The sequence below is a fragment of the Streptomyces chartreusis genome (genome assembly GCF_008704715.1).
GTDB lineage: Bacteria > Actinomycetota > Actinomycetes > Streptomycetales > Streptomycetaceae > Streptomyces > Streptomyces chartreusis.
Genome location: NZ_CP023689.1, coordinates 9,763,216 through 9,786,761, shown reverse-complemented (window position 1 = coordinate 9,786,761; position 23,546 = coordinate 9,763,216). Strand labels below are relative to the sequence as shown.

21 protein-coding genes are annotated in these 23,546 nt (G+C 68.5%); 9 read left to right on the top strand and 12 right to left on the bottom strand.

The window, feature by feature from the left end; all coding sequences use genetic code 11:
- Positions 1-99: 99 nt before the first annotated feature.
- Positions 100-993, bottom strand: a complete 894-nt coding sequence (locus CP983_RS43185) for a LysR family transcriptional regulator (RefSeq protein ID WP_150506086.1) — start codon at positions 991-993, stop codon at positions 100-102.
- Positions 994-1,253: 260 nt separating this feature from the next.
- Between CP983_RS43185 and CP983_RS43180 the strand changes: the two genes are divergently transcribed.
- The 3 genes from CP983_RS43180 to CP983_RS43170 all read left to right on the top strand — a co-directional run bounded on the left by CP983_RS43180 (position 1,254) and on the right by CP983_RS43170 (position 6,569).
- A complete protein-coding gene (locus tag CP983_RS43180) occupies positions 1,254-4,262 on the top strand; it encodes a 3-keto-alpha-glucoside-1,2-lyase-like domain-containing protein (RefSeq protein WP_150506084.1) in 3,009 nt (1,002 codons plus the stop codon).
- 166 nt (positions 4,263-4,428) lie between these two features.
- A complete protein-coding gene (locus tag CP983_RS43175; RefSeq protein ID WP_150506082.1) occupies positions 4,429-5,952 on the top strand; it encodes a hypothetical protein in 1,524 nt (507 codons plus the stop codon).
- Positions 5,949-6,569: a DUF7691 family protein gene (locus CP983_RS43170; protein WP_150506079.1), complete on the top strand. Its 621-nt coding sequence runs from the start codon at positions 5,949-5,951 to the stop codon at positions 6,567-6,569. The genes CP983_RS43175 and CP983_RS43170 overlap by 4 nt, the downstream gene beginning before the upstream one ends.
- Positions 6,570-6,700: 131 nt before the next feature.
- Here the strand turns inward: CP983_RS43170 and CP983_RS43165 are convergent, their stop codons facing one another.
- Positions 6,701-7,111, bottom strand: coding sequence for a cupin domain-containing protein (locus tag CP983_RS43165; RefSeq protein WP_150506077.1), 411 nt, complete (start codon positions 7,109-7,111; stop codon positions 6,701-6,703).
- Positions 7,112-7,208: 97 nt separating this feature from the next.
- Positions 7,209-7,562, bottom strand: coding sequence for an antibiotic biosynthesis monooxygenase family protein (locus tag CP983_RS43160; protein WP_150506075.1), 354 nt, complete (start codon positions 7,560-7,562; stop codon positions 7,209-7,211).
- A 131-nt stretch (positions 7,563-7,693) separates the two neighbouring features.
- On the opposite strand from CP983_RS43160, the gene CP983_RS43155 reads away from it, so the two are divergent.
- Positions 7,694-8,575 (top strand): alpha/beta fold hydrolase, encoded by an 882-nt coding sequence (locus CP983_RS43155; RefSeq protein ID WP_150506074.1) that lies wholly within the window; start codon positions 7,694-7,696, stop codon positions 8,573-8,575.
- Positions 8,576-8,626: 51 nt separating this feature from the next.
- Here the strand turns inward: CP983_RS43155 and CP983_RS43150 are convergent, their stop codons facing one another.
- The 3 genes from CP983_RS43150 to CP983_RS43140 all read right to left on the bottom strand — a co-directional run bounded on the left by CP983_RS43150 (position 8,627) and on the right by CP983_RS43140 (position 11,898).
- A complete protein-coding gene (locus tag CP983_RS43150; RefSeq protein ID WP_150506072.1) occupies positions 8,627-9,508 on the bottom strand; it encodes a GNAT family N-acetyltransferase in 882 nt (293 codons plus the stop codon).
- Positions 9,509-9,731: 223 nt separating this feature from the next.
- The gene (locus CP983_RS43145; RefSeq protein ID WP_150506071.1) at positions 9,732-10,877 is read right to left on the bottom strand and encodes a serine hydrolase domain-containing protein; all 1,146 of its coding nucleotides are present in this window, start codon (positions 10,875-10,877) and stop codon (positions 9,732-9,734) included.
- A 58-nt stretch (positions 10,878-10,935) separates the two neighbouring features.
- Positions 10,936-11,898 carry a threonine ammonia-lyase gene (locus tag CP983_RS43140; protein WP_150506069.1) on the bottom strand — a complete coding sequence of 321 codons (963 nt, stop codon included), beginning with the start codon at positions 11,896-11,898 and terminating at the stop codon, positions 10,936-10,938.
- A gap of 151 nt (positions 11,899-12,049) precedes the next feature.
- Between CP983_RS43140 and CP983_RS43135 the strand changes: the two genes are divergently transcribed.
- Both CP983_RS43135 and CP983_RS43130 read left to right on the top strand, forming a co-directional pair.
- Positions 12,050-12,262 carry a DUF4287 domain-containing protein gene (locus CP983_RS43135; RefSeq protein WP_125524087.1) on the top strand — a complete coding sequence of 71 codons (213 nt, stop codon included), beginning with the start codon at positions 12,050-12,052 and terminating at the stop codon, positions 12,260-12,262.
- Positions 12,263-12,384: 122 nt separating this feature from the next.
- Complete coding sequence (locus tag CP983_RS43130; protein WP_150506067.1) at positions 12,385-13,125, top strand: VOC family protein; 741 nt, start codon at positions 12,385-12,387, stop codon at positions 13,123-13,125.
- Between the two features lie 62 nt (positions 13,126-13,187).
- Here CP983_RS43130 and CP983_RS43125 read toward each other — a convergent pair whose 3' ends face one another.
- Positions 13,188-13,487, bottom strand: coding sequence for a WhiB family transcriptional regulator (locus tag CP983_RS43125; RefSeq protein WP_030966824.1), 300 nt, complete (start codon positions 13,485-13,487; stop codon positions 13,188-13,190).
- A 222-nt stretch (positions 13,488-13,709) separates the two neighbouring features.
- Here CP983_RS43125 and CP983_RS43120 point away from each other — a divergent pair, with 222 nt between their 5' ends.
- On the top strand, positions 13,710-14,528 hold the full coding sequence (locus CP983_RS43120; RefSeq protein WP_150506065.1) for an SAM-dependent methyltransferase: 819 nt from the start codon (positions 13,710-13,712) through the stop codon (positions 14,526-14,528).
- Positions 14,529-14,849: 321 nt separating this feature from the next.
- On the opposite strand, the gene CP983_RS43115 is transcribed toward CP983_RS43120, so the two are convergent.
- The 4 genes from CP983_RS43115 to CP983_RS43100 all read right to left on the bottom strand — a co-directional run bounded on the left by CP983_RS43115 (position 14,850) and on the right by CP983_RS43100 (position 19,344).
- Complete coding sequence (locus tag CP983_RS43115; protein WP_150507250.1) at positions 14,850-15,620, bottom strand: hypothetical protein; 771 nt, start codon at positions 15,618-15,620, stop codon at positions 14,850-14,852.
- 469 nt (positions 15,621-16,089) lie between these two features.
- A complete protein-coding gene (locus CP983_RS43110; RefSeq protein WP_150506063.1) occupies positions 16,090-16,926 on the bottom strand; it encodes an enoyl-CoA hydratase/isomerase family protein in 837 nt (278 codons plus the stop codon).
- Entirely contained in the window at positions 16,923-18,239 is a 1,317-nt protein-coding gene (locus CP983_RS43105) for a YhgE/Pip domain-containing protein (protein WP_150506061.1), read from the bottom strand. The genes CP983_RS43110 and CP983_RS43105 overlap by 4 nt, the downstream gene beginning before the upstream one ends.
- 79 nt (positions 18,240-18,318) lie before the next feature.
- Complete coding sequence (locus CP983_RS43100) at positions 18,319-19,344, bottom strand: alcohol dehydrogenase (protein ID WP_150506059.1); 1,026 nt, start codon at positions 19,342-19,344, stop codon at positions 18,319-18,321.
- 571 nt (positions 19,345-19,915) lie between these two features.
- Here CP983_RS43100 and CP983_RS43095 point away from each other — a divergent pair.
- Complete coding sequence (locus tag CP983_RS43095) at positions 19,916-20,866, top strand: alpha/beta hydrolase (protein WP_150506057.1); 951 nt, start codon at positions 19,916-19,918, stop codon at positions 20,864-20,866.
- 323 nt (positions 20,867-21,189) lie between these two features.
- Positions 21,190-22,035 carry an alpha/beta fold hydrolase gene (locus CP983_RS43090; protein ID WP_150506055.1) on the top strand — a complete coding sequence of 282 codons (846 nt, stop codon included), beginning with the start codon at positions 21,190-21,192 and terminating at the stop codon, positions 22,033-22,035.
- Positions 22,036-22,400: 365 nt separating this feature from the next.
- On the opposite strand, the gene CP983_RS43085 is transcribed toward CP983_RS43090, so the two are convergent.
- The gene (locus CP983_RS43085) at positions 22,401-23,357 is read right to left on the bottom strand and encodes a hypothetical protein (protein WP_229914898.1); all 957 of its coding nucleotides are present in this window, start codon (positions 23,355-23,357) and stop codon (positions 22,401-22,403) included.
- Positions 23,358-23,546: the final 189 nt, after the last annotated feature.

Below are 23,546 nucleotides of genomic sequence, written 5' to 3'. Positions count from 1 at the left end.
GATGAAGCCAAGGTGTCAGTCGTCGTCGCGGCGGGTCAACGAGGCCGCCTGAATTCACGTGAACCGGTTTTGAATGACGGCGGTAGAGATTTTCTATACCTACTGGGTACGTCCGTCCCGGGCGGGTTCGGACGCCAGGTTCGCGAACGCCTCGGCGGCCGGGGAGAGTTGGCCCGAGCGCCAGACCAGTCGACCGTGGCGCAGCAGCCGCGGTCGGTGGGACAGCATGCGCGCCCCGCGCAGTGCGGCGTCCCGGGCCATGGAGGCGGGCAGTACGGCGGCGCCGACGCCGGAAAGAACGAGCGGCACGATCATCGCGCGGTGCGCGGTCTCGACGGCGATGCGTGGCGCGACGCCGAGCGCGGTGCACACGTCGTCGACCGCCGCCCGGGTCTCGGTGCCCGGCGGTGTCACGATCAGGTCCAGCGCGGCCAGTTGAGGTGAGGTGATGGTGTCGCCCGCTGGATGCGGATGGTCGGCCGGCAGCACTACGTGCATCTCCTGCTCCGGCAGGTCGATCCCGCTCAGGTCGGCCGTGGGCACGGAGGCGTCCACCAGACCGAGCTCGCACTCCCCTGCCGCGACCATCTGCGCCACGGCGGGCCCACGCTCCGGATCGACCACACGCACGCTGACCTTCGGATGCGCACGGTGGAAGCGGCCCAGCATGTCGGCCAGCGGGTCGACCGAGAGCGTCGTCTGCGAAACGATGTCGAGCCGGCCGCCACTGAGCCCGAGCACCTCCCGCACCAGGGAACTCGCGGTGGACAGGTCGCGCAGGACCTGCCGGGCGGGCCGCACCAGGGCCTCGCCGGCCGGGGTGAGACAGACGCCCTGGGCGAGCCGGTGGAAGAGTTTCCCGCCGCATTCGCGCTCCAGGGTGCGGATCGCGTGCGACAGCGAGGGCTGCGCGACATGGAGCGCGGCGGCCGCGGCCGTGAAACCGCCATGCTCGACGACCGCGATGAAGTACTCCAGCTGACGTCGTTCCATCCGGGTCTCCGTCGGGTCTGTGCACGTCCAAGGGCCACCGCACGAGCGGCACGCACAGTCTGCATCGAGCCGCGGTTCGGTGCAGTACCGGATCCCCGACGGGACTTTGAACTCGCTGATGACAAAGTCTGGACGTGCTCAGCGAAAGTCCCCTACGGTTTCGCTCAACCGCACGAGTACCACCTCCTGCGCACCCCCCGCGCAGCGGGTATCTCGACCGGAGTGCAATCCGGCGGCCTCCGGTCCGTTCTGGAGGACCGATGCATCAACGGTGGTTCCGCCATGCCCGAAGACGCCTCACCCCCCTGCTTCTCGGAAGCTTCCTCATCGGCGGCGTGTGGACGGCGCCACCGTCCGCCGCGGCTCCCGATGACATCCCGCCCCAGGAACCGGGAGTGACCCTGCGGGTGTTCGACACCCAGGTCCCGCTCAGCAAGCTGTGCAAGCTCAAGCCGGGTCAGACCCCCAACCACGACAAGCTGATGCCGACCGTGGACTGGTCCACGACCGGAGACTTCGGCGGCTTCGCCGACAACTTCTCGGCCGAGGTGTCCGGCTACCTCGTCATACCCGACGACGGGTCCTACACGTTCCGTCTGACCAGCGACGACGGATCCCGGCTCACCATCGACGACCGGACGGTCATCGACCACGACGGACTGCACGGCGCCGAGCCCAAGGACGGATCCGTCCAACTCACCGCCGGATCGCACCCGTTCCGCATCGACTACTTCGAACGCGGCGGCGAGCAACGCCTCGCACTGGCCTGGAAGCCGCCCTCCGCGAACGACTTCACCACGGTGCCGAGCGAGGCACTGAGCACCGACGCCGGAGTGGTGCGGGTGACCGCCCCGGGACGCAAGGAGTGCGAGTCCGGAGCGGACAGCCCGGGTGACGGTCTGCCGCTGGCCGACGTACGCCCCGACCTCACCCTCACCGACCTGCGCCCGGACGGCTTCGAGCCGCAGGTCACCGGCATGGACTGGCTGCCCGACGGACGCCTGGCCATCACCACCTGGGGCGGCTCACAGACGACCACGGGCGAGGCGTACCTTCTCGACAACGTCACCGGCGACACCAGTCGCGACAAGGTGACGGTGAAGAAGATCGCGAGCGGGCTGCGCGAGCCCATGGGCATCAAGTACGTCGACGGCTCGCTGTACGTGTCGCAGAAGCACGAGCTGACCCGACTGGTCGACACCAACCGGGACTTCGTCGCCGACGACTACCGGACCGTCGCCACCTGGCCCTACGGCGGCAACTTCCACGAGTTCGCCTTCGGTCTGCTCTACCGCGACGGCTACTTCTACGTGAACCTGTCCGTCGCCATCAACTACGGCGGCGCGACCACGACCCCGCAGCCTGCCCCCGGCCGTGGGACCACGTACAAGATCAGCAAGAAGACAGGGAAGATCCAGCCGATCGCGGGCGGTCTGCGCACCCCCAACGGCATCGGCTGGGGCCCCGGCGGCGACATCTTCACCACCGACAACCAGGGCGGCTGGCTGCCGGCGTCCAAGCTGGTCCACATCAAGCAGGACCGCTTCTTCAACCACTACACCGAGCCCTCAGGCCCCTTCGACGACCGGTCGGTGACCGAACCGGTGCTGTGGCTGCCGCAGAACGAGATCGCCAACTCCCCCAGCACACCGCTGTACTTGACCAAGGGCCGCTTCGCCGGGCAGATGCTCCTCGGCGACGTCACCTACGGCGGGCTCCAGCGCGCCTATCTGGAGAAGGTGAAGGGCCAGTACCAGGGCGCCGTGTTCCGCTACACGCAGGGACTCGAAGCCGGCGTCAACCGCATCACCATGGGCCCGGACGGTGTCGTCTACGCGGGCGGGCTCGGCGCGGACGGCAACTGGGGCCAGGAAGGAAAACTGAAGTTCGGCCTCCAGAAGCTGACCCCCAACGGCGGCAACACCTTCGACATCAAGGAGATGCGCGCAGTCCCGGGCGGCTTCGACCTGGAGTACACCCAGCCGCTGTCCGAGGCCACCGCGGAGAAGCTGGCTTCCCACTACCAGGCCGAGCAGTGGCGCTACACCCCCACATCGGACTACGGCGGACCGAAGATCGGCGAGCAGCGGCTCGACGTCCGCTCGGCGACCCTGTCCGACGACGGCCGCACGGTCTCTCTGCGCCTTGACGGCCTCAAGCCGGGCCATGTCGTCCACGTCCGCTCACCCCGCCCCTTCGCGTCCACATCGGGCGAGGCACTGTGGAGCACGGAGGCCTGGTACACGCTCAACGCCGTGCCGGGCAAGCAGCCGCCGCCCGCGACCCTGTACGAGGCCGAGGAGGCACGGCTGACCGGCACGGCCGGAATCAACACCGACCACCCCGGCTACTCGGGCAGCGGCTTCGTCGATCGCTACGGCACCGAGGGCAAGGCCGCCACCACCTTCGACGTCACCGTCCCCAAGGCCGGCGACTACGACGTCAATCTGCGCTACTCCAACGGCCCCAACCCCTTCCAGGGCACCAAGTCCCTCTCCCTGTACGCCAACGGAAAGAAGCTGAGACAGACCGAGCTCGCGTCGACGAGCAACTGGGACACCTGGTCGACCCAGGCCGAACGGGTCACCCTGCGCGCAGGCAAGAACACCATCGCCTACCGCTTCGACTCCGGCGACACGGGTCACGTCAACCTGGACCTGATCACCGTCCGCCCGCACGGCGCCCGAGTCTCCCTCTTCGACGGCACCGCCGCGTCACAGAGTCAGTGGCAGCACACGGACGGACGTACCGTCGAATGGCCGCTCACCGAGGAGCAGTCGATGGAGGTGTGCTGCGGCGACCTGCGTACGAAGGACGCCTACCAGGACTTCAAGCTGCACGTGGAGTTCCGCGTCCCGCTCCTGCCGGACGACGTGACCGGCCAGGACCGCGGCAACAGCGGCGTCTACCTCCAGGACCGGTACGAACTCCAGATCCTCGACTCCTTCGGTGACACGACGCTCGACACGAACGAAGCCGGCGCGATCTATCTCAAGAAGGCTCCGGACATCAACGCCGCAACAGCGCCGGAGACCTGGCAGACGTACGACATCACCTTCCGCGCGGCCCGCTTCGACGCCGACGGCAACAAGACGGCCGACGCACGGGTCACCGTCGTCTGGAACGGCAAGAAGATCCACGACGACATCACGATCGACGGCCCGACCGGCGCCGGCCGACCCGAAGGCCCGTCAGCCGGCGCGATCCGCCTCCAGGACCACGGGAACAAGGTGCGGTTCCGCAACATCCGGGTGGAGCCGCTGAGTTAGGAGGATCGGCAAGAAGCCGGGTGGAGCCGCTGAGCTCTGAGCAGCGGCGTGGAGTCGCTGAGCCATGAGCAGCGGCAAGGAAGGGGCGCGCCTGCGCGGCCGCGCAGGCGCGCCCTCACCTCGAAATCCACGAGCGATCCGGCGGAAGTCCGACCAGGATGTGCCCGTGAACCACGTCCTGCACGGACTCGCCGCCAACCCGTCCCTGCCACCCGAACTGATCGACCGGCTCATCACCATCGCCGACACCGACCTCAGCAGCGAGCTCGCCGCACGCACGGACCTCACTCCCGCGCAGCTGACCACGCTGGCCGCTCGCGGCGACGAGATCGCCGTCCAACTGGCATACGAGGGCAGGCTGACCGCGGACGACATCGATCCCGCCGCCCAGCCCTACGCCGCGCTCGCCCTCCTCGACGAAGGAGCCGGCCGCCAGGAGTGGACTCCTTTCCTGGCAACCCACCCAGCCACCCGGGTCCGCGAGAAACTCGCCGCCTGCCCCGACCTACCACCCGACGTCATACGGACACTCGCCGCCGACCCGGACATCCAGGTGGTCGCGGAACTCGCACTGTGGACCACCTCCGACACGGCCGCCAGGCTCGCACGCCACCCCCACGCAGAGGTACGCCGCTCGGCGGCGGCCAACGAGTCGACGCCGCCGACTGTGCTGGAGACGCTGATCACCGGGGAAGGGATCCCACCGGCGCAGCGGTGCCTGGTCTGCGACCGCGAGGAAACGCCGTTCGTGCACGAGTCGTCCTGCCAACGGCCTGAGTGCGATCTACTCGCGGGCGCCGCCTGCGACGGTTCTCACCAGTCGACCGTGCACGAGATCCAGCGCATGGCGCTGCTCAACCTTGCCACCCCGATCGACGCCGCCGTCCGCTTCGCCGATCACCCCTCCATGCTGCTGCGCAGCGCCCTCGCAATCCGACCGGATCTGCCGCCGAGCGTGGGGGCACGACTCGCCAAGGACCCCATCCCCGGGGTCCGGGCCGATCTCGCCGAGAATCCAGCGATCGACGACACCCTCATCCGTACGCTGGCCGCCGACCGCGGCCACGACGTGCAGCGCCGACTCGCCCACAATCCGAACGTGCCGCTCGACGTGCTGGCCGACCTGGCGCGAGCGACCAGGATCGGTTCAACCCTGCTGCCGCGGATCGCGGCCGCCTCCCCGGATGAGACGGCGCGGCTGGCCGTATCACCCGATCCGGCCGTACGGATGCTCGTGGCGCAACGGCGTGACCTGCCAGCCGCGATCCGCGACGCGCTGGCCGCCGACCCCGACGCCAAGGTGGCCAAGTCCGTCGCGCCCCACCCGGGCCTCTCCGACGCCCACCTGCGCGCCATGGTCGCCCGCCACGGAGTCCAGGTGGTGGCCAAAGCGGCGGCCAACCCGGATGCCTCGCCCGCCCTGCTGGAGGAACTGACCCGGCACCAGCCTCCGGTGCGGAAGGCCTTCCGCGAAATCGCCCGGCACCCGCACACCCCGGCACCCGCGCTGCTGGCTTGCCTGACCGACGAGCGGGCCCGACCCCTGGCCGCCACCCACCCGAACCTGCCCCCGACAGTCATCGCGGAACTCCTCACCGACAACAACGAGCGGGTGGCGGAGGCGGCAGCCTCCAACCCCTCACTGGCTCCCACGGTGCTGTCAGTGGCATCCCGTAGGTTCGTCCTATGAGTTCTTCTCTGAGTGTCTACTTGCTCGATGTCGCCGCGACGCGTGCCCTGGTCGGATCCCGTGACGACCAGCTGCTGGAAGTGATCAACGACAGGTTCGGGGAGGACCTGGCTCGCGACGACGACTACTTCAGCTACGAGATCGAGCAGGGTGCCCCCAAGGCGTACGAGGCACTGCGGGCGGTCGTCCATGGCGGGCCCTTCAGCGGCGACGAGGACCACGCCTTTCAGTACGGCTATGCCTACAAGCGGCTGTGTTCCCTCACCGGCTCGTTCCTGGACAACAGCAGCTTCACCCCGCATCGCGGGGACTGGCTTTCGGTCGTCGACCAGGGCCTGAAGGCTCTCGGCATCACCGCGGTGTCCGTCGAGGAGTTCAGCTTCGGCGGCCTGCCCTCGCCACTGCCGTACACCTTCACCCCGGGCTGCGGCGAGTGGACGCCCGGTCAGATCGCCCAGGCTCTGGAGCAGTTCGAGGCGACCAAGCGGGCGGTCGACGAGTCGGGCGAAGCACCGCCGTTGGAGCCCGAGGTGGTGGACGCCGTCATGCAGTGCATCGGCTGGATGAGGCACGCACAGGAACGACCGGGGTTCGGGGTCATCGGCTTCCGTTCCTGACACTGGATCAGGGGGACTGACCACCTGTGCGTCAATTCCCATCCGAGCGAGGCAGAGGACCGCGCCGACACCAGCAGTAACCCCCAGCCCGTGCGGGCTGAGCGAAGCAGGCGTCGGCGCGATTCCGCTGCTCAGTATTGCGTGACCCGCAGATGCCGTCGCTCCGCCAGTTCCTGCGCGCCGACCACTGTCAGAATCGGCGTGCCGGGCGGCGCGAACATCGTCACCACCAGTTGTGACTGCGCATCAGGGAGGTTATTGGCGCCCTGGTAATGGATCACATCACCCCCGGGCTCGAACAGGGCGTCGCCGGCCTTGAGCACCCTGGGCTCCTGCCCCTCCAGCTCGAAGAGGATCTCGCCCTCGGTGACGTAGCCGAAGACCGGGCCGGGGTGCCGGTGCGGCGGCGCGCCGGGATCGCCGGGCGACAGGGTGACCCGGATCGTCCTGGCCTCAGCGCCCGCCGGGATCCAGGCCGCCGCCTCTGACCGCGTCGAGACCACCTCGACGCCCGGCGGCAACTGCACATGCTCAGCACTCATCTCTCGCCTCCAAACAGGGACTGTTCAGAGCAAGGACAAGACAGCCTCCCCATCTGTGACAGCACCGCCGCGCCGATCAGCCCGGGACCCACCTGATTTACGCGCGCAGGAACCCGTGGCTACGCTCCACCTTGGCCACGTGCAGCGTGTAGCTCTGGTACCACTCGGCTCGCCCACGCTCTTGCGCCGCCCGGTGCTCGGCGTTGGTCCGCCACTCCGTGAGAGCCTCGGCGTCGCGGAAGTACCCGACGGTGATGCCCAGCCCGCCGGGAGTCTGGGCGTGGTCCATCCCGAGGTACCCAGGGATGTCCTTCACCAGCTCTTCCATGCGTGCATTGGTCTCGCTGTAGCCGCTCTGTTCCTGGGTTCGCACTGTGGTGAACACGGCTACGTAGTAAGGGGGTTCAAAGGCCTCGATGGGCATGACAGGCGCTTCGGAGTGATCACTCATGGCGCCACCGTATCGCCGAGACCGGCACCATGCCCGGGAGCTCTCCAACTACTGTGCCCCGAAGGAAGGTCGCAGGTCACACGGGATAAATCCGAGTGTGCTCCGCACGCCGATCATGGCATGCTCCCCGCATGCCGATCGTTGACGTGTCGCCCGGGGTGTCCATCGCCTACGAGACCTTTGGCGACCCCGGAGACAGCCCCGTTCTGCTTGTCATGGGCTTCGGTGCCCAGATGCTCGCCTGGCACGAGGACTTCTGCCGTGCGTTGGCCGACCGTGGGCGTTATGTGATCCGGTACGACAACCGCGACTGCGGGTTGTCCACCAAGTTCGACGATCACCCCGTCGACATGGGGAAGTTCATCGCCGCCGTGAGCTCGGGCGACATTCCCGCCGCCCTCGCGATGGTGCCCTACCGGCTCCAGGACATGGCCGACGACGCCCTCGGCCTGCTCACCGCGCTCGGCGTCGAACGCGCTCACGTGGTCGGCGCCTCGATGGGCGGAATGATCGCCCAGACCATGGCCATCGCCCACCCCGAGCGGGTGCTGACCCTGACGTCCATGATGTCCTCGACCGGCGAGAGCGATTACGGTCAGCCCAGCCCCGAAGCTCAGGCTGTGTTGTTCGGCCCGAAGCCCGCAGACCGCGAGGGCTACATCGCGGCGGCCGAGAACGAACTGGTGTGGGCCTCCAAACGCTACGGCGACGCCGCGGTGCTGCGTGAGTTGGCGGCCGCCAGCTACGACCGCGCCTACTACCCCGCCGGCATCGGCCGACAGCTCGGAGCGATGATCCTCAGCGGCTCGCGCGCGGACGCGCTCCGCGAACTCCGCGTGCCCACGCTGGTGATCCACGGCCTGGACGACACACTGATCGACCCCAGCGGCGGGCGACGCACCGCAGAGCTGGTGCCCGGCGCCCGACTCCTCCTGGTCCCCGACATGGGCCACGACCGCCCGCGCGCGCTCTGGCCCGAACTGCTCGATGCCGTGGAGGACCACACCGGCTGAGTCTGACGGGCCGGACGAGGGCGTTCCCTCGTCCGGCCCGTCGGTGCGCCGCTAGAGGTCGAGTTGGTGCTGGTGGGTTGTGTGCGTGGGTGTGTAGCCGAGGCCGTCGTTGATGCGTCTCATGTGTGTGTTGCTGTCGGCGGTGTCGGTCAGGAGGCCGCCGAGGTTCGGATAGTTCCCGTGTGCCTGTCGGATCGACCCGGCCTTCATCCAGCGGCCGAGATCGTGGCCGCGGTGTTCGGGCAGTACGCCGGTGCCGTAGTGCTGGGCATCGCCCGTGCCGTCGCCCGGGATGACGAGTTCGGTGAATCCGGCGATCGAGCCGGTGGCGGTGTCGATGGCGACGACGGTGTGCAGATGGTCGCCGCGCTGCTCGACGACCTTGGCCACTGCTCGGACCCGGTCCACGTCCCAGGTCACGGTGCCGTAGTCGGTGTCGTCCATGGGCATGTCGTCCATGGCACGACGCGAAGCCGCGAAGGTGTGCGCCAGGTCGTCGGGGACGGTTCCCTGCCAGTGGGCCAGTCGGTAGCCCGGATGCGGTCGCTCGATGATCTCGGTGAGAGCGGCGGTGTCCACGTCGGCCAGTGGCAGGCGGGAGAACCGCAGGGTGAGGACCTTGTGGAACCCGCCCGCCGCCAGGAAGCCGTCGCCGGGCGATCCGGCGTCGGCCTGCGCTATGACGCAGCGTCGGCCGGCGTCCCGGGCGGCTGCCACGGCGGCATCGAGGAGCCGCGAACCGACGCCCTTGCGCCGCTCGGCGGGATGGACCTGGAGCGTCAGTTCGGCCAGGTGCTTCTGTCCGGAATCGGCGTGCAGGCGCAGAAAGGCCGTCCCGAGCGGGATGGAGGCGGCGTCGGACGCCAGCCAGACGAGCGACCGGCTGCGCGGCCCGTCGTCGGGGTCGGTCAGTGGGGTGATGCGAAGCGACAAGGTGTCTCCGTCGTGAGGAGGTGGTTAGGGTCGGTACGCGGGCTGTACTGCTGGGCACTCCTGCGCATGTGCTCCACACCTCCTCGTCGACGGTGCCGGTCCGGGGGTGACGCGGACGGCTCGGAGAATCTAGTTGGCCTTTCGTTGCTCGGCAACGGTATTCCAGAAGGGCCGGTGGCACAGCGGCCGCGTACCTGAAGCCCGCCGACGTGGCCGACGGTCCCTAGCTCCCCGCCGCGCTCCGCCAGAAGTCCCGCATCAGTGGCGTCGGTGTCGGGCTCGTCATCCCCACCTGGGTGAGCATGATCGCGATCGTTCCCGTGGTCGGGACGATGTTCGCCGTCGTGCCGGTGCCGCCCACCCAGCCGTAGCGGCCGGGGACGTTCCAGGGGTCGGCCGGGGTGACGTCGACCTGGCCGCCGTAGCCCCAGCCCTGCCCCTCCAGGAAGAGCGTGGCGTCGGCGCGCTGCTCGGCCGTGAGGTGGTTGGTCGTCATGCGGCTGACCGAGGTGGGGGTGAGGATGCGGTGGCCGTTGCCCTCGCCGCTGTTCAGCAGCATGCGGGCGAAGGCCAGCCAGTCGTCGGCCGTGGAGACGAGGCCGCCGCCGCCCGAGTGGAAGCGTGGGAGGCGGCTCCACAGCCCGTCGGGGGTGTCCGTCAGTTGCGGAGGGCCGTCGGGGGTCGGGGTGTAGAGCGAGGTGAAGCGGTGCCGCTTCGACTCGGTCACCTCGAAGGCCGTGTCGGTCATGCCCAGCGGCTCGAAGATCCGTTCGGCAAGGAAGTCGGGGAGTGTGCGGCCCGACGCACGGGCGACCAGGATGCCCTGGAGGTCGGACGAGGTGCCGTACAGCCAGGCGTCTCCAGGCTGGTGGAGCATCGGTACCTGTGCGAGGAGGCTCAGCCAGGTGTCCGCGTCGGGCCAGTCCTGTAGGGCGCGGCCGTCCTTCTGCACCGTGAACAGGGACTGCACGGCCGGGAGTGAGAAGTCGGAAGGGAAGCCCCAGCCGGTGCGGGAGCTGAGCAGGTCTTCGACGGTGATCGGACGGACCGCGGGGACGACGTCCTCGACTGCCGCGTCGGGCGTGCGCACCACGCTCGGCTTCGCGAGCTCCGGCAGCCATTCCTCGACCGGCGTCTCCAGAGCGAGTCGCCCCTCCTCCACCAGGATCAGAACGGCGGCCGCCGTGATGGGCTTGGTGATGGACGCGATCCGGAAGAGTGAGTCCCTCGCCATGGGGGCGGTGCCGTCGAAGTCCACCGAACCGGCGGTCACCACCTCCACGTCCTCGCCACGGGCCACGAGGCCGACGGCGCCCGGCACCGTCCCGTCGTCGACGTACCGGTGCAGGGTGTCGTGCAGAGCGCTCATCGGGCGGCCTTCCGGTCTAGGTGGTCGTCGCGTCTACGACTGTCCGGGCGTCGGAAACTCATCGGCCGACCCAGCGGTGATACGCGTCCATGTCGACGTTGCTGCCGCACACGATGGTGACCACGTGCCGGCCGGCGAAGCGGTCACGGTTCTCGAGGAGCGCCGCGATGCCGAGTGCGGCCGACGGTTCGACGACGAGGCCGGCGTGGTCGAGGAGCAGCCGCATGCCGGCGATGATCGACGCCTCCCGGACCAGTACCGCGTCGTCGGCGACCACGAGGAGGTCGTCCAGGACGGCCGGGATCGGGTATCGGCCGGCGACGCCGTCGGCGATGGTGTCGGTCGAGTCGGTGGTGACGACGCGCCGCCCGTGCCACGAGCGGGTCATCGCCGGTGCGCCCTGCGGCTGGACGCAGATCACCTCGACCTCGGGCGCCAAGGTCTTCACCACATGCCCCACCCCCGTGGCCAGTGCCCCGCCGCCGAGGGCGATCAACACGGTGTCGAAGGACGGCACGGTGTCCACCAGCTCCAGTCCGATGGTCGCCGCGCCTTCGCAGGTCTCGATGTCGAGGCTGTCCTCGACCAGCCGAATGCCGTCGTCGCGGGCGATGGCCGCGGCCCGCTCGCGCGCCATCTCGTGGTCGCCGTCCACCAGTTCCAGCTTGGCGCCCAGCGAGCGGATGCGATCAAGCTTGGCCGCGGTCGCGAAGCGGGACGCCACGACGCTGACGTCGAGCCCACGGCCTCGGCCGGACCAGGCAAGAGCCTGACCGAGGTTGCCCGCGCTGGCGCACACCACGGCTCGCGGGCCATGCTCTGCGAGCCGGCTCGCGACCACCTCGGTGCCGCGGCCCTTGAAGCTGCGGACCGGGTTCGCCGTCTCGAGCTTGATGCTCACCGTGCACCCGAGGACGGGCTCCAGGGCCTCGCAGCGGTACAGCGGCGTGTCGAGAAAGACCGGGTCGATCACTCGGCGGGCCGCCCGGATCCGGGCAGTGCTCAGGCGCGTCTCCTGCACGACACAGCAGAGTAGCGCCGTCGCCCTTCGGCAATGTCACCTCCGCTCGCATGTCCGTGACCCAGCACACACCGCACGCAGCGATGACTTTCGTGGCCGTCCCCGGTCGAATGATCGACAACACGTCAACAGGCAGAAAATGAGGACACCCATGACCGCCGAAGTGAAGGGCCCCGCCGCCTACTTCCCGTCCATCGAGAAGAAGTACGGCCGCCCGATCGCCGAGTGGAAGGAACTCATCCGCACCTCTCCGCTCACCAAGCACATGGAGCTCGTCAACTGGCTCAAGTCCGAGCACGGCCTGGGCCACGGCCACGCCAACGCCCTCGTCGCCCACACCCTCGCCGAGGACGCCGGCAAGTAGTCGGGGACGAGCGCGGACGACCGTCGACCGTCAGGGCTCCCTGACGGTCACGAGAACCGGGTGCCTCGTCCGCTCGGCGAGGGTGAAGGTGTCCTTGCCCGGCGGTGCATAGGATCGCGGCCATGGCGCTGCGACCTGTACACGTGAACATCAAGGCACTCGGTGCCTCGGCGGTCGGTCGGTTCTGGGCGGAGGCGCTCGGCTGGAGTGCCTACAGCGCCGGCGTGACCACCTATGTCGGGCCTCCCGGTGGACTCGTCTGGCCGGACCCGGTCGTCGTCGGCATCGACGTCGTTCCCGTCCCGGAAGCCAAGACGGCGACGAAGAACCGTATGCATCTCGATCTCGCCACCACCTCCGCGGCCCATCAGGAGGAACTGGTCGCCCGCCTTCTGACTCTCGGTGCGACGCCCGCCGATGTGGGCCAGGGCGAGGTGCCGTGGACGGTCCTCGCCGACCCGGAGGGCAATGAGTTCTGTGTGCTGGAGCCTCGGGAGGTCTACCGGGACACCGGGCCGATCGCCGCGGTGGTGGTCGACTGTGCGGATCCGCGGGCCATGGCCCGGTTCTGGGGCGAGGCGACGGACTGGGTCCTGCACGAAGTGACCGAAGATCAGGCGGCGTTGCGCTCCGCCAAAGGTGTCGGCCCCTATCTGGAGTTCATCCGCACGTCCGGCGCGAAGACCGCGCCGGACCGAGTCCATCTCGACCTGCTGCCGTACCCCGGTGACGACAAGGCGGCGGAGGTGGCGCGGCTACGGGCCCTGGGCGCCACCGACCTCGACCTCGGCCAGGGCGACGCCCCGTGGACGTGCCTGAACGATCCCGAGGGCCACGAATTCTGCGTCCTAGCCCCCTCGTGAACCGGCGCCCTCGGGCACCCCGGCCGCAGACCGAATGCATCGGCGGCCGGCCGACCCGGGGCTCAACTCGCCTTGAGAGTGACGGCGGTGCGCTCGTGTGCGGCGCGGGCCGTTTCCAGCAGGCGTCGCCAAGACGTGACGGTCGGCCGGCGCCGTAGCAGAGCCCGGCGTTCCCGCTCGGTCATGCCTCCCCACACGCCGTACTCGATGCGCTCGTCCAAGGCGTGGGCGAGACACTCGGTTCGTACGCCGCAGCCGCCGCAAAGTGCCTTGGCTCGGTTCTGTGCCGCCCCTTCGACGAACAGGTCGTCAGGGTTGGCCGTCCGGCACAGTCCACGCTCACTCCAGTCGGTGCCCGCCATCTGTGATGCCGTCCTCTCCCCTGGACCGGTGATGCCGGTTGCCTGCATGCCGTAGGCAACCGGCATATGACAGTACGTCGTTCTGCGGCTTCTGCCGAGTCCGCAGTACGTTGTCACACCTTCGGGTGAGCGGTGCTTGCCTGGTAGGGACGGTAGCGCTATGGGCTCCCTGTCCCTCATGCGAGTGGTCAGGAGGGTCGGCCACGGGCGAAGATGGTGCTCATGACGGATGAGGGCATCTCGATCGACTCCACCACGCCCAGTATCGCGCGTGTCTACGACTATCTGCTGGGCGGGAAGGACAACTACGCCGTAGACCGGGAGATCGGCGATGTCTTCAAACGGGACCTTCCCGGCTCGGTGGGAATCGCCTTCGCCAACCGCGCTGCCCTGACGCGGGCGGTGAAGGAAATCGTTACGACGACCGACGTACGGCAGTTCATCGACCTGGGCAGTGGTCTGCCGACGGCCGACAACGTCCACCAGGTGGCACAGCGGCACGCTCCGGAGTCCCGCGTCGTGTACGTCGACAACGATCCCCAAGTCCTGGTCTACGGCCGCGCATTGCTGGAACAGAACGACCGGACCCGCGTCGTCGCCGCCGACGTCCGCAATCCCGAAGACGTCTATCAGCACCCGGACACCCGGGAACTGATCGACTTCGATCGCCCGGTGGCCGTCATGTTCAGCGCCATCCTTCACCACGTCAACGACGACGAGGACCCGGCACGGATCGTCCGCTACTGGCGCGACCGTGTGCCGTCCGGGAGTTACTTCTTCGTGAGTCACTTCCGCTCCGGCAACAACTCGGAGACGCGAGAAGCGGAGAAGGTTCTGCAACAGACCTTCGGCCGTGGTCGGTGGCGCAGCGACGAGGAGATCGAGCACCTGCTGACCGGCCTGGAGATCCTCGACCCCGGCATCGTTCCCGCGCCCCTGTGGCGCCCCGAGCCGGTCGACAGCCAGTGGGCCGACGCCGCCGGACGGGAACTCACCGTCTGGGAGCACCTCATCACGGCGGGGCTGGCACGCAAGTCTTGAGCGGGCAGTGTGTGCGGTACTGCAGCGGGTCGCGCAGCAGCGCATCAGCGAGGAGTTGACCCTCACTGCTCCCCACGGGCGAGGCATTCACCTCCGTCCACGGCGCACACCGGATCGTGTATCGGCCGCCTCCGGCTGTCGCAACTCGTGAGACCGGAGTCGCCCAGTCGCAGTTTCCGCCTCGTTCATCGGGGTCCATGGCCGGTGTGGCCCGTCCGCCGTGGCCAGCCGGTCTCTGCAGCCCAGCCATGGCGCGGCCCGGCGCCGAGGTCGTGTCGGAACCGGGCGTGCAGCCACGCGAGCCGTCGCGCCTGCTCGTCGTCAGTAGCGGTGGCCGGGCCAGTGCGGATCCGTCCAGCGGTCCTCGTCGGTGAGTCCGAGCAGCCGTATGCGGTGCTGCAGCTCCGCCGATGCGCCCGACTCGCGGAGCCGCACCGCGGCGTGGCCGAGGAGCCAGGCGACCAGTTCGGCGCGCATCTCCTCCTCGTGGTGCTCGTACCAGCCGACGTTCCACGGGAGGTTGTCTCCCAGGAGTTCGTACTCCCATTCCGCCGCTGCCTCGGCGAGACGTCGGTCGCTGAGGTACCCGGTCTGCTTCTCCCATTCGGCAAGCCACGGGCGGACCGATCCGGATGCCTCGGCACACATCACGAAGACCTGATGCGCCGGGACGACCGCATCCGGATCGGTGAGGCTGTGCTCCCACCAGGCATGCAGGAACTCGCGTACCGAACCGGCGCAGTGGTCGGGCCACTGCTGCCAGCGGCCGCGGGCGAAGGAAGAGCCGGCCTCTTCCAGGCCGCCGAACAGGGGTTCCGCGCGACCGGCGACCAGGACCTGGGCGAACTGCGGCAAGACGCGGCGCAGCACGGCCGCGTGATCGGTCCAGTCGGTGGCCTGCCACGCCCGGCGCAGGAGATCCGGCTCCAGCTCCACGTCCGGTGTCTTCAGAAGAGACAGCTCCTCCGCACTGCCCCAGTGGCATTCACAGTTGTGCTCGTCCGGATGCGCGGTCATGCCGCGGAAAGTGACGGCGAGATTGCCCAGGGCGGCGCTGAGGCGGCGGCGTACCGGATGGTCGGCTAGATGCATCATGTGCCCGGCCTTCGAGGACTCCGTACGGCTTCCGCCGGCCGAAGATCGCCACCTTACCGGGTGACGCGGACCTAGCGACGGCCGCCCCGGGACGGGTGCGGAGCGTGATGAGCCAACAGCAAGGGTGAAGCGGCGTGAAGCCCAGGCTGACATCCACGAGTGACATCGACTGTGCCGGACGGCAACACTGCCTGACCAGCGCGTTACCTCTCCCGGTAGGCGCGCTGTTCGTCGTAGCCGTGGCACTAACCATGAATAGGTTCCAGGACCATGGCGAACACCAAGAGCAAGCGACGTCAGCCCGGCAGCATTCGCCCCAACGGGGCCGGCTTCCAGGTCCGGGGGTACGCCGGGCGTGATCCGCTCACGAAGGAAGACCTCTATCTCCACGAGCAGGCCGAGACAGAGGTCAAGGCGGAGAAGGTCCGCACCCTGCTCCTCCACCAGGTGGTCCGGGAGGCGGACGTCAGCGGCGGAACTCATCTACCGCTTTACCGAGGTCGCGTTCGAGGTCACCGGGTTCCTGGAGGCCGTGGGCGGCCAGGTAGTCCAGGCGCTCGCGGGTTTCGGGCAGGGTGATGAGGCCTTGGAAGGTGGCGGCGTCGGAGCGGACGTGTGCGGGTTCTGCCAGCGTGAGGTCGTTGATGGCGCGCTTGGCTGCATTGACGCCCGCGGGCGGGAAGCCTGCGATGCGCTTGGCCAGCTGCTCGACGAAGCCGTCGAGTTCGGCGTCGGGCAGGGCGCGGTTGATCCAGCCGTAGCGTTCGGCGAGGTCGGCGTCGAAATCGTCCGCTGCGGTGATGGCCTCGATGGCGCGAGTCCGGCCGAGGCGCCGTGCCAGGTGCTGGATGCCGCCGGCGCCTGGCAGGGCGCCGGTGCCGGATTCGAACTGGCCGAAGACCGCACTTTCTCGCGAGGCGAAGATCATGTCGCAGGCCAGCGCGAGTTCGTTGCCGCCGCCGCGAGCGCGGCCGCGCACCTTGGCGATGGTGATCGCTGGGACGCGTGCCAGCCGGTGCAGGAACATGCCGAGGGAGGCGTCACCGGGCCCGCCGGCCATGGCCGCTTCGGCGGTGTACTGCGGAACCGCCGAGAGATCTACGTGTGCTGAGAAGTAGTCCGGTGAGGCGCTGTCGATGACGACGACGCGCATGTCGCCGGGGTCGGTGTGGAGCATGTTCACCAGGGCGACGAGGTCGCGCACGAGGTCTACGCCGAGGAGGTTGAGGGGCCCGGCGTCGAGGGTGGCAAACAGAACGCCGTCTTCATGCCGGGTCCGGATGGACGGGTAGGCGAGGGTCATGACGACTCCGGTGTGCCGGTGGACGCGGGGGGTGCAGGGCGTGCGGTCAAACGGCGCAGTCCCCTGTGGTCGTAGTACAGCGTCATGGCGAACCCGAACAGCAGGGCGAGAGCGCTGCCGATGGCGATCATGACCCAGCCGCGGGTCAGGCCGGCGTCGGCTCGGGCGTCGAAGTAGAGGATGGCCCGTACGCCCTCGCTCAGTTGCCGCATCGGTTCGAACAGCGCCAGGAAGCGGTAGAAACCGGGTACGGCATGGAGGGGAATCGTCGCCCCTGAGGACGGCAGGGCCAGGGCGATGAACACGAACATGGAGACCACTTGGCCGATCCCGCCGAAGGCGGCGTTGATGGCCTGCACTCCCAGGCCCACGGCCAGGCTCGCGCAGTAGGAGAAGATCCACAGCAGGGGCAGGTGGGAGGCGTCCATGCCCAGGATCCCGATCGCGGCGACCATGATCAGGCTGGTGGTCAACACAGAGATGCCCGCGGACATGAGCATCTTCAGCAGCAGTGTCTGCGTGCGGCTGATGGGCACGGTGGGGCGTCGGGTGTGCCAGGGCCCGATCTCGTTGTCGGTGTATCCCAGGCCCGCGTCGACGCCGTTGTTGATGATGTTTCCGCCGACGAATCCGGTCAGGACCAGCAGCAGTGTGAAATAGAAGCCGCTCAGACCAAGGCCGCTGTGGCCTCCGATGGGATGACCCACCTTGGTGGTGACGGTGACAGGGTCGCCCAGGAGGGATTGGGTGGTGGTGTTGGCGCCCTGTTCGGAGGCGTGGGCTGCCAGTTGCTTGCCGATCGTCAGGGATGCCTGGTGAGCCGCGCGCTGGGTGATCTGGCTGGCCAGGGATGAGCCGAGGCTGCCCAGCCCGGGGTTGGTCAGGACGGTGAGGGCGGGGCGCGTTGTGGCCTGGCTGGTTGTCAGTGCCGCCACCGAGGCGGTGAAGTCGCTCGGGATCACCAGAGCGCCGTAGATCTTGCCCGACGCGAGCTGGTCCTGCATCTGAGCTTGGCTGAGCCGGCGCCATTGCACGGCGTCTGCTGGGGTCGCTGCAGCGACCGACCGGCTCACCTGTGTGCCCAAGGTCTGTTGTTGTCCCGGCAGCGGTGGGCCCTGGTCCGAGTTGACCAGCGCAATGGGCAGATGGCGCAGGTTGCCGTTCGGGTTGAGGATGCCGCCCATGTAGAGCAGCGTCAGGCACAGGGCCACCAGTGCGGACAGGATGGTCGGCACCAGCCAGATCTTCCCGTGCCGCGCCACGACGACAGCGCGTGCGAGTGATGGCTGCTTCCCGGAACCCTTTGAGGTCATGGAACTCCCATACGGGCACGGTCCTGGGCTGTCTGGAATCGATGGACTGGCGTGCGCATCTCGGCGTCGGCACGCGGTGTCAGCCGGTGGTGAGCACCATGCGGAAGCGTGCGGCTCCCGACAGCATCTTCTGGTAGGCCGCGTCGGCTTCTGCCAGCGGCACGGTCTCCACCGTCGGGCGAATGCCGTGCAGGGTGCTGAACGCCATGGTGTCCTGCACGTCCTGTGCGGTGCCGGACGGGTGGCCGCGTACAGTCCTGCCGCGCAGAATCAGCTGTAGTGGGCTGATGCCCAGCGGGTCGGGGCTCACTCCGATGACGACGAGTTCGCCGCGGTGCGTCATGCCGTCAACCGTTGCCGCGATGGCGTCGGAGCTTCCCGCCGTGGCGAGTACGACCTTGGCGCCGCCCAGGGAGAGCAGGGATTCCGCGACCGTTGTCGCTGCTGTGCTGTCGATGTAGTGGTGTGCTCCCAATTGCTTGGCAAACTCGGCCTTCTCCGCGCCTCGGGCGATGGCCACGGTCTCGAATCCCATGGCTACCGCGTACTGGACGCCCAGGTGGCCGAGGCCACCGATACCGAGTACGGCCACGAGGTCGCCGGGCCGGGCGGAGCTGCGTCGCAGACCGTTGTACGACGTGACGCCGGCGCAGGCCATGGGTCCCGCGTCGGACGCCTTCAGAGCTTCGGGGATCCGGGCGAGGGCGTCGATCGGCGCAATCATGGCTTCGGCGAAACCGCCGTCGTACGCGTAGCCGGGAATCTTGAGGTTGTCGCAGACGATGAAGTCGCCCTGGCGGCAGGGAATGCAGCGACCGCAACTCCCTCCGAACCAGCCCACCGTGACGCGGTCCCCCACGTTCCAGCCTCCGACCTCGGCCCCTTCTCCGAGTTCCTCGATGCGCCCGGCGGCCTCGTGGCCCGGAACCAGAGGGAACCGCACGCCGGGCATGCCGGCGCCCACGAAGACGGCGTCGCTGTGGCAGATTCCGCAGGCTTCGACGGCAACCCTTACGTGGCGAGGGCCTGGATGCGGTACCTCCCGCTCGACGATCCGGAAGGACCCGTTCGCGGTGTCGACCTGCGCAGCTCGATAGGTGTTCATGCGTTTCCCCGGGGTCGGGAATGGCGGCGGCGCCCGAGGCAGCGGACGACAGGGGGCAACCGCACACTGAGATAAGGGTTGAGCGTTCGACATCGCCGGACCACACGACTACGGCGACCCTGTTGAGGTGCAGTGCCTTCACCTCGTATGCGCCCGCTGAGCAAGCTCACTGGCCTGGGCGCTCCGTTTCTCAGAATGCACCTCCGCCCGGTACCGCGCACCAGCAGGCTCTTGGCCCTCGCCTTCGTGATCGCGTCCAGGGAGATCTGGGCCGTCCGCTCCATGTGGTTGTCGACCCTGTACGTCTGACCTGCAGCACGTGCAATCGAGTCCGCGGCGGAACGCGGCTGCTCGCATGACGATCACGATGTCGACGCGTTGCCCGACGTGCCGCGCTCGCGCATCGTGAGCAGACCGATACGCATCGCACCCTGCGAGCAGTATGCGTACTCGTCGCTCGCGAATCCGCAGGTCACAGCCGTTTACCTCCAGACCTGTCACACATTTCACCTTTACCTGGTCATTAGGTTTAAAGCAGGTAAGAGGGCCTGCCGACCTAAGGAGTGCAACCATGACCAAGCACGTTCTGGAACCTGCGGCTCATGAGCTGGCCGATGCGACGGCCAACCCGCCCTTCCTCTACGAACTCGGTCCGGAGGGCGCCCGGAAGGTGCTCGACGACCTTCAGGCGGCGCCGGTGGAGAAACCGGATGTGGAGGAGAAGTGGATCACGGTGCCCGCCGACGTGGGGGATGTGCAGGTACGCATCGTCAAGCCCATCGGCTCCCAGGGATCACTGCCGGTCGTCCTCTACGTGCACGGCGGCGGCTGGGTCCTCGGCAACGCCGGCACGCATGACCGCCTGGTGCGCGAGCTCGCCGTCGGGGCACAGGTCGCGGTCGCCTTCGTCGAGTACGACCGCTCGCCGGAGGCCAAGTACCCGGTCGCCATCGAGCAGGCGTACGCGACCGCTCGATGGATCACCGCGAAGGGTGCCGAGGAAGGCCTGGACGCGTCACGCCTGGCGGTGGCCGGCGACTCCGTCGGCGGCAACATGACCGCAGCCCTCACCCTCATGGCCAAGCAGCGCGGTGACGTGACCTTCGTGCACCAGTCGCTGTACTACCCCGTCACGGACGCGTCCCAGAACACCGAAAGCTACCGGGAGTTCGCGGACGGCCCCTTCCTCACCGCCAAGTCCATGGCCTGGTTCTGGGACTGCTACACCACCGACCCCGCCCAGCGGACGGAGATCACCGCTTCACCGCTGTGGGCGAGCCTGGATGACCTTCAGGGCCTGCCGCCGGCGCTCGTCATCGTCGACCAGAACGATGTGCTGCGTGACGAAGGCGAAGCGTACGCGGCCAAGCTGATCCAGGCGGCTGTGCCCACCATGAGTATCCGTATCAACGGCACCCTGCACGACTTCATGATGCTCAACCCGCTGCGTCCCACGCAGGCGACAACTGCCGCGATGGAGCTGGCCATTCACGCCCTGAGCACCGCCCTCCGCAGCGCCTGAGAGTCCTGCGCTGCACCAGCAGCAGCGCTGCGAGATCAGCCGTACTGATCATTGCTTCCGTGCGCGTGGACTCCGCAGGCATAGAACGTGGATCATCCGTTCCTTTCCCCTGCGCATCGATCCCAGCGACGCGATGAGCACCTTGAGCGGGCCAGTCAGTACGGTCGTGCGTCGGTCGTACGCCGCTGCCGGCAAGCCTCGGACGTGATCCCGCTTGCCGCCCATGGCCCGTCTCCCTCTGAACTGCGGCAGCACCCTGCCGTAAATCCATCCATGTCCACTTCCCAGGACTTGGTTGCAACCTCTGCCTCGAAAGGCTTCTCATGTACCGCCATTCACGTCTTCGGCATGCCCGCACGCCCCTCACCCTCCTGGCCACCGCAGCCATCGCCTCGGCCCTCGTGGCCACGTCGGTCGGGTCGGCGAGCGCCAGCAAGGGCACCACCACTCCAAAGGGTGCCAAGCCGACCGTCGTACTCGTCCACGGCGCGTTCGCGGACTCCTCGAGCTGGAACGGCGTCATCAAGCAGCTCAAGGAAGACGGCTATCCGGTGCTGGCCGCGGCCAACCCGTTGCGAAGTGTGAGCGGCGACGCCGCAGCCGTGAAGAACCTGCTGGCCTCCATCGACGGGCCGGTGGTTCTGGTCGGGCACTCCTACGGCGGAGCGGTGATCAGCAACGCAGCCCGTGGCGCCGACAACGTCAAGGCGCTCGTGTACGCCGATGCCTTCCTGCCCGACACGGGCGAGAGCGTCAACGAGCTGGCGAGCAGGTTCGAGGGCAGTGTCATCGGCGACGTTCTACGGCCCGTCCCGATCACCAAGCCCGACGGCTCCAAGGACTTCGACTTCTACATCGACCAGTCCAAGTTCCACCAAGCCTTCGGCGCCGATGTCTCCGCGAACACCGCCCGCATGATGGCGGTCACTCAGCGCCCCGGCACCGGCACCGCCCTCAACGAACCTTCCGGCGAGCCCGCTTGGAAGACCATCCCCTCCTGGGCTCTGGTCGGCTCGAACGACCGCATCATCCCGCGAGAGCTCCAGGTCTTCATGGCCGAGCGCGCCAACGCCCATATCGAGGAGATCCGGTCCTCCCATGCGGTGACCGTGTCCCACCCGGACGCCGTCACCCGAATCATCGAGAAGGCGGCGCGGACTGTGCGCTGACCCGTTCCGAAGCACTCTCGGTTAGACAGGGCGAGAGCCGGAATTCGGTCAATGGCCGTTGCCCACCGTCTCGGCGATTCGAGGCGGTGGGCGACCCCTCTACCTACATACCCGCGCCCGGAAGCATCGTGTGGAACAGCTCACCGGCCCACCTGCACCCCGGCCGCTCCCAAGGACAGCACTTGCCCGTCCCGAACGGCGGAAGAGATTCCCCCCATGGGCCATCTGGTCCTCGGGCCGGATGCTTGCCCGATGTGGCGACCGCGCTTGCAAGGAAGATGGGCATGTGTTCGGCCGTTGGTGCTTCTCCTGGCCTCGGCACCGGCCGCAAACTCCCGCCCGACAGAGCGCCCAGCCCCGCGGCGCTAACCCCGCAACCGCACTCCGTGCCGAAGCCGTAGCCGGTGAATCTCCCACCAGGCCACCGCTGTCACCGACACCGGGCCGCCGAGGAACGCACACACCGCGAGAGGCAGCGGGCCCGGCGGAAGACCACCCGTCGACAGGCCGAGGAAGGCGAACACCCAGACCAGGACGGACGTGACCAGTGCGGGCAGCGCCGCATGCAGGGCGGACAGGTTGAAGGCGTGGCGCAGTGCCGGACCGGAGGCGAAGCCGAGAAAGAAGATCACCCACCAGAACGGCGCCCAGCAGACGAACATCACGGATGCCCAGAGCAGCACGTTGACGCCGCTGGGCAGCAGCCCCATCCCCTCGGCCGCCGCCATGAACAGCAGCGGCACCAGCGTCCAGGCACCGAAGTACCAGAGGGCTGACCGGCCTGCGGGCCACAGCCGCGTTCGCATGGCCCGCCGCGTCCCGGGCCTGGCCGCCAAGAAGAGCAGCGTCACCACCAACGCCGCAGTCAACAGCGCCAACCAGGGCGCGTACAGCAGCCGCAGCAGGACCTGGCCCGGCGCCTCCGCCAGGTCGTCCCAGCCGCCGAACGCGGCCAGCAGCAGCCCCGACATGGCGAGGGCCAGCCAGGCCCGCACCCGCTGCACGCGGAGCACCTGGGGATCCTCGACGAGCCCTTGCGGGCGTACGGGAAAGATCCGGCGCGCCAAACGCCGGGCGGTGCGGGCCAGTTGGTAGCCGACCAGCAGCGGCACGGTCAGCCACCACAGGCACGGGAGGAACAGCACCAGCACCACCCATTGGGGCACCTGCTCCCGCCGCCCGCGCAACACCTCACCCAGCGGGGGCCATTCGTCCTCACGCAGACGTCGCCACAGCGGCGTGTACGGCCGCGGCGGATCGCCCGCGGGCCGCGGCCTTCCGGCCGGCGACGGCCCGGACGGGCGGCGTGCGTCGATGCTCATGGCGTCCCTTCAACGGTCCCGGTAGGGGACGTGCCCCGGCCCGGCCGCGGTTCCAGACCGGACGCCCCTGTTCTACCGGTCCGCGCCGCGTCGGCCCCGGTGCGGACTCTCGCGCAAGCCTGCGCCGGGGAGCTGTGACCACCAGCGATCGATGGCTCCCTGTTCCGTGAGACCGAAGGCTTCAGTTCT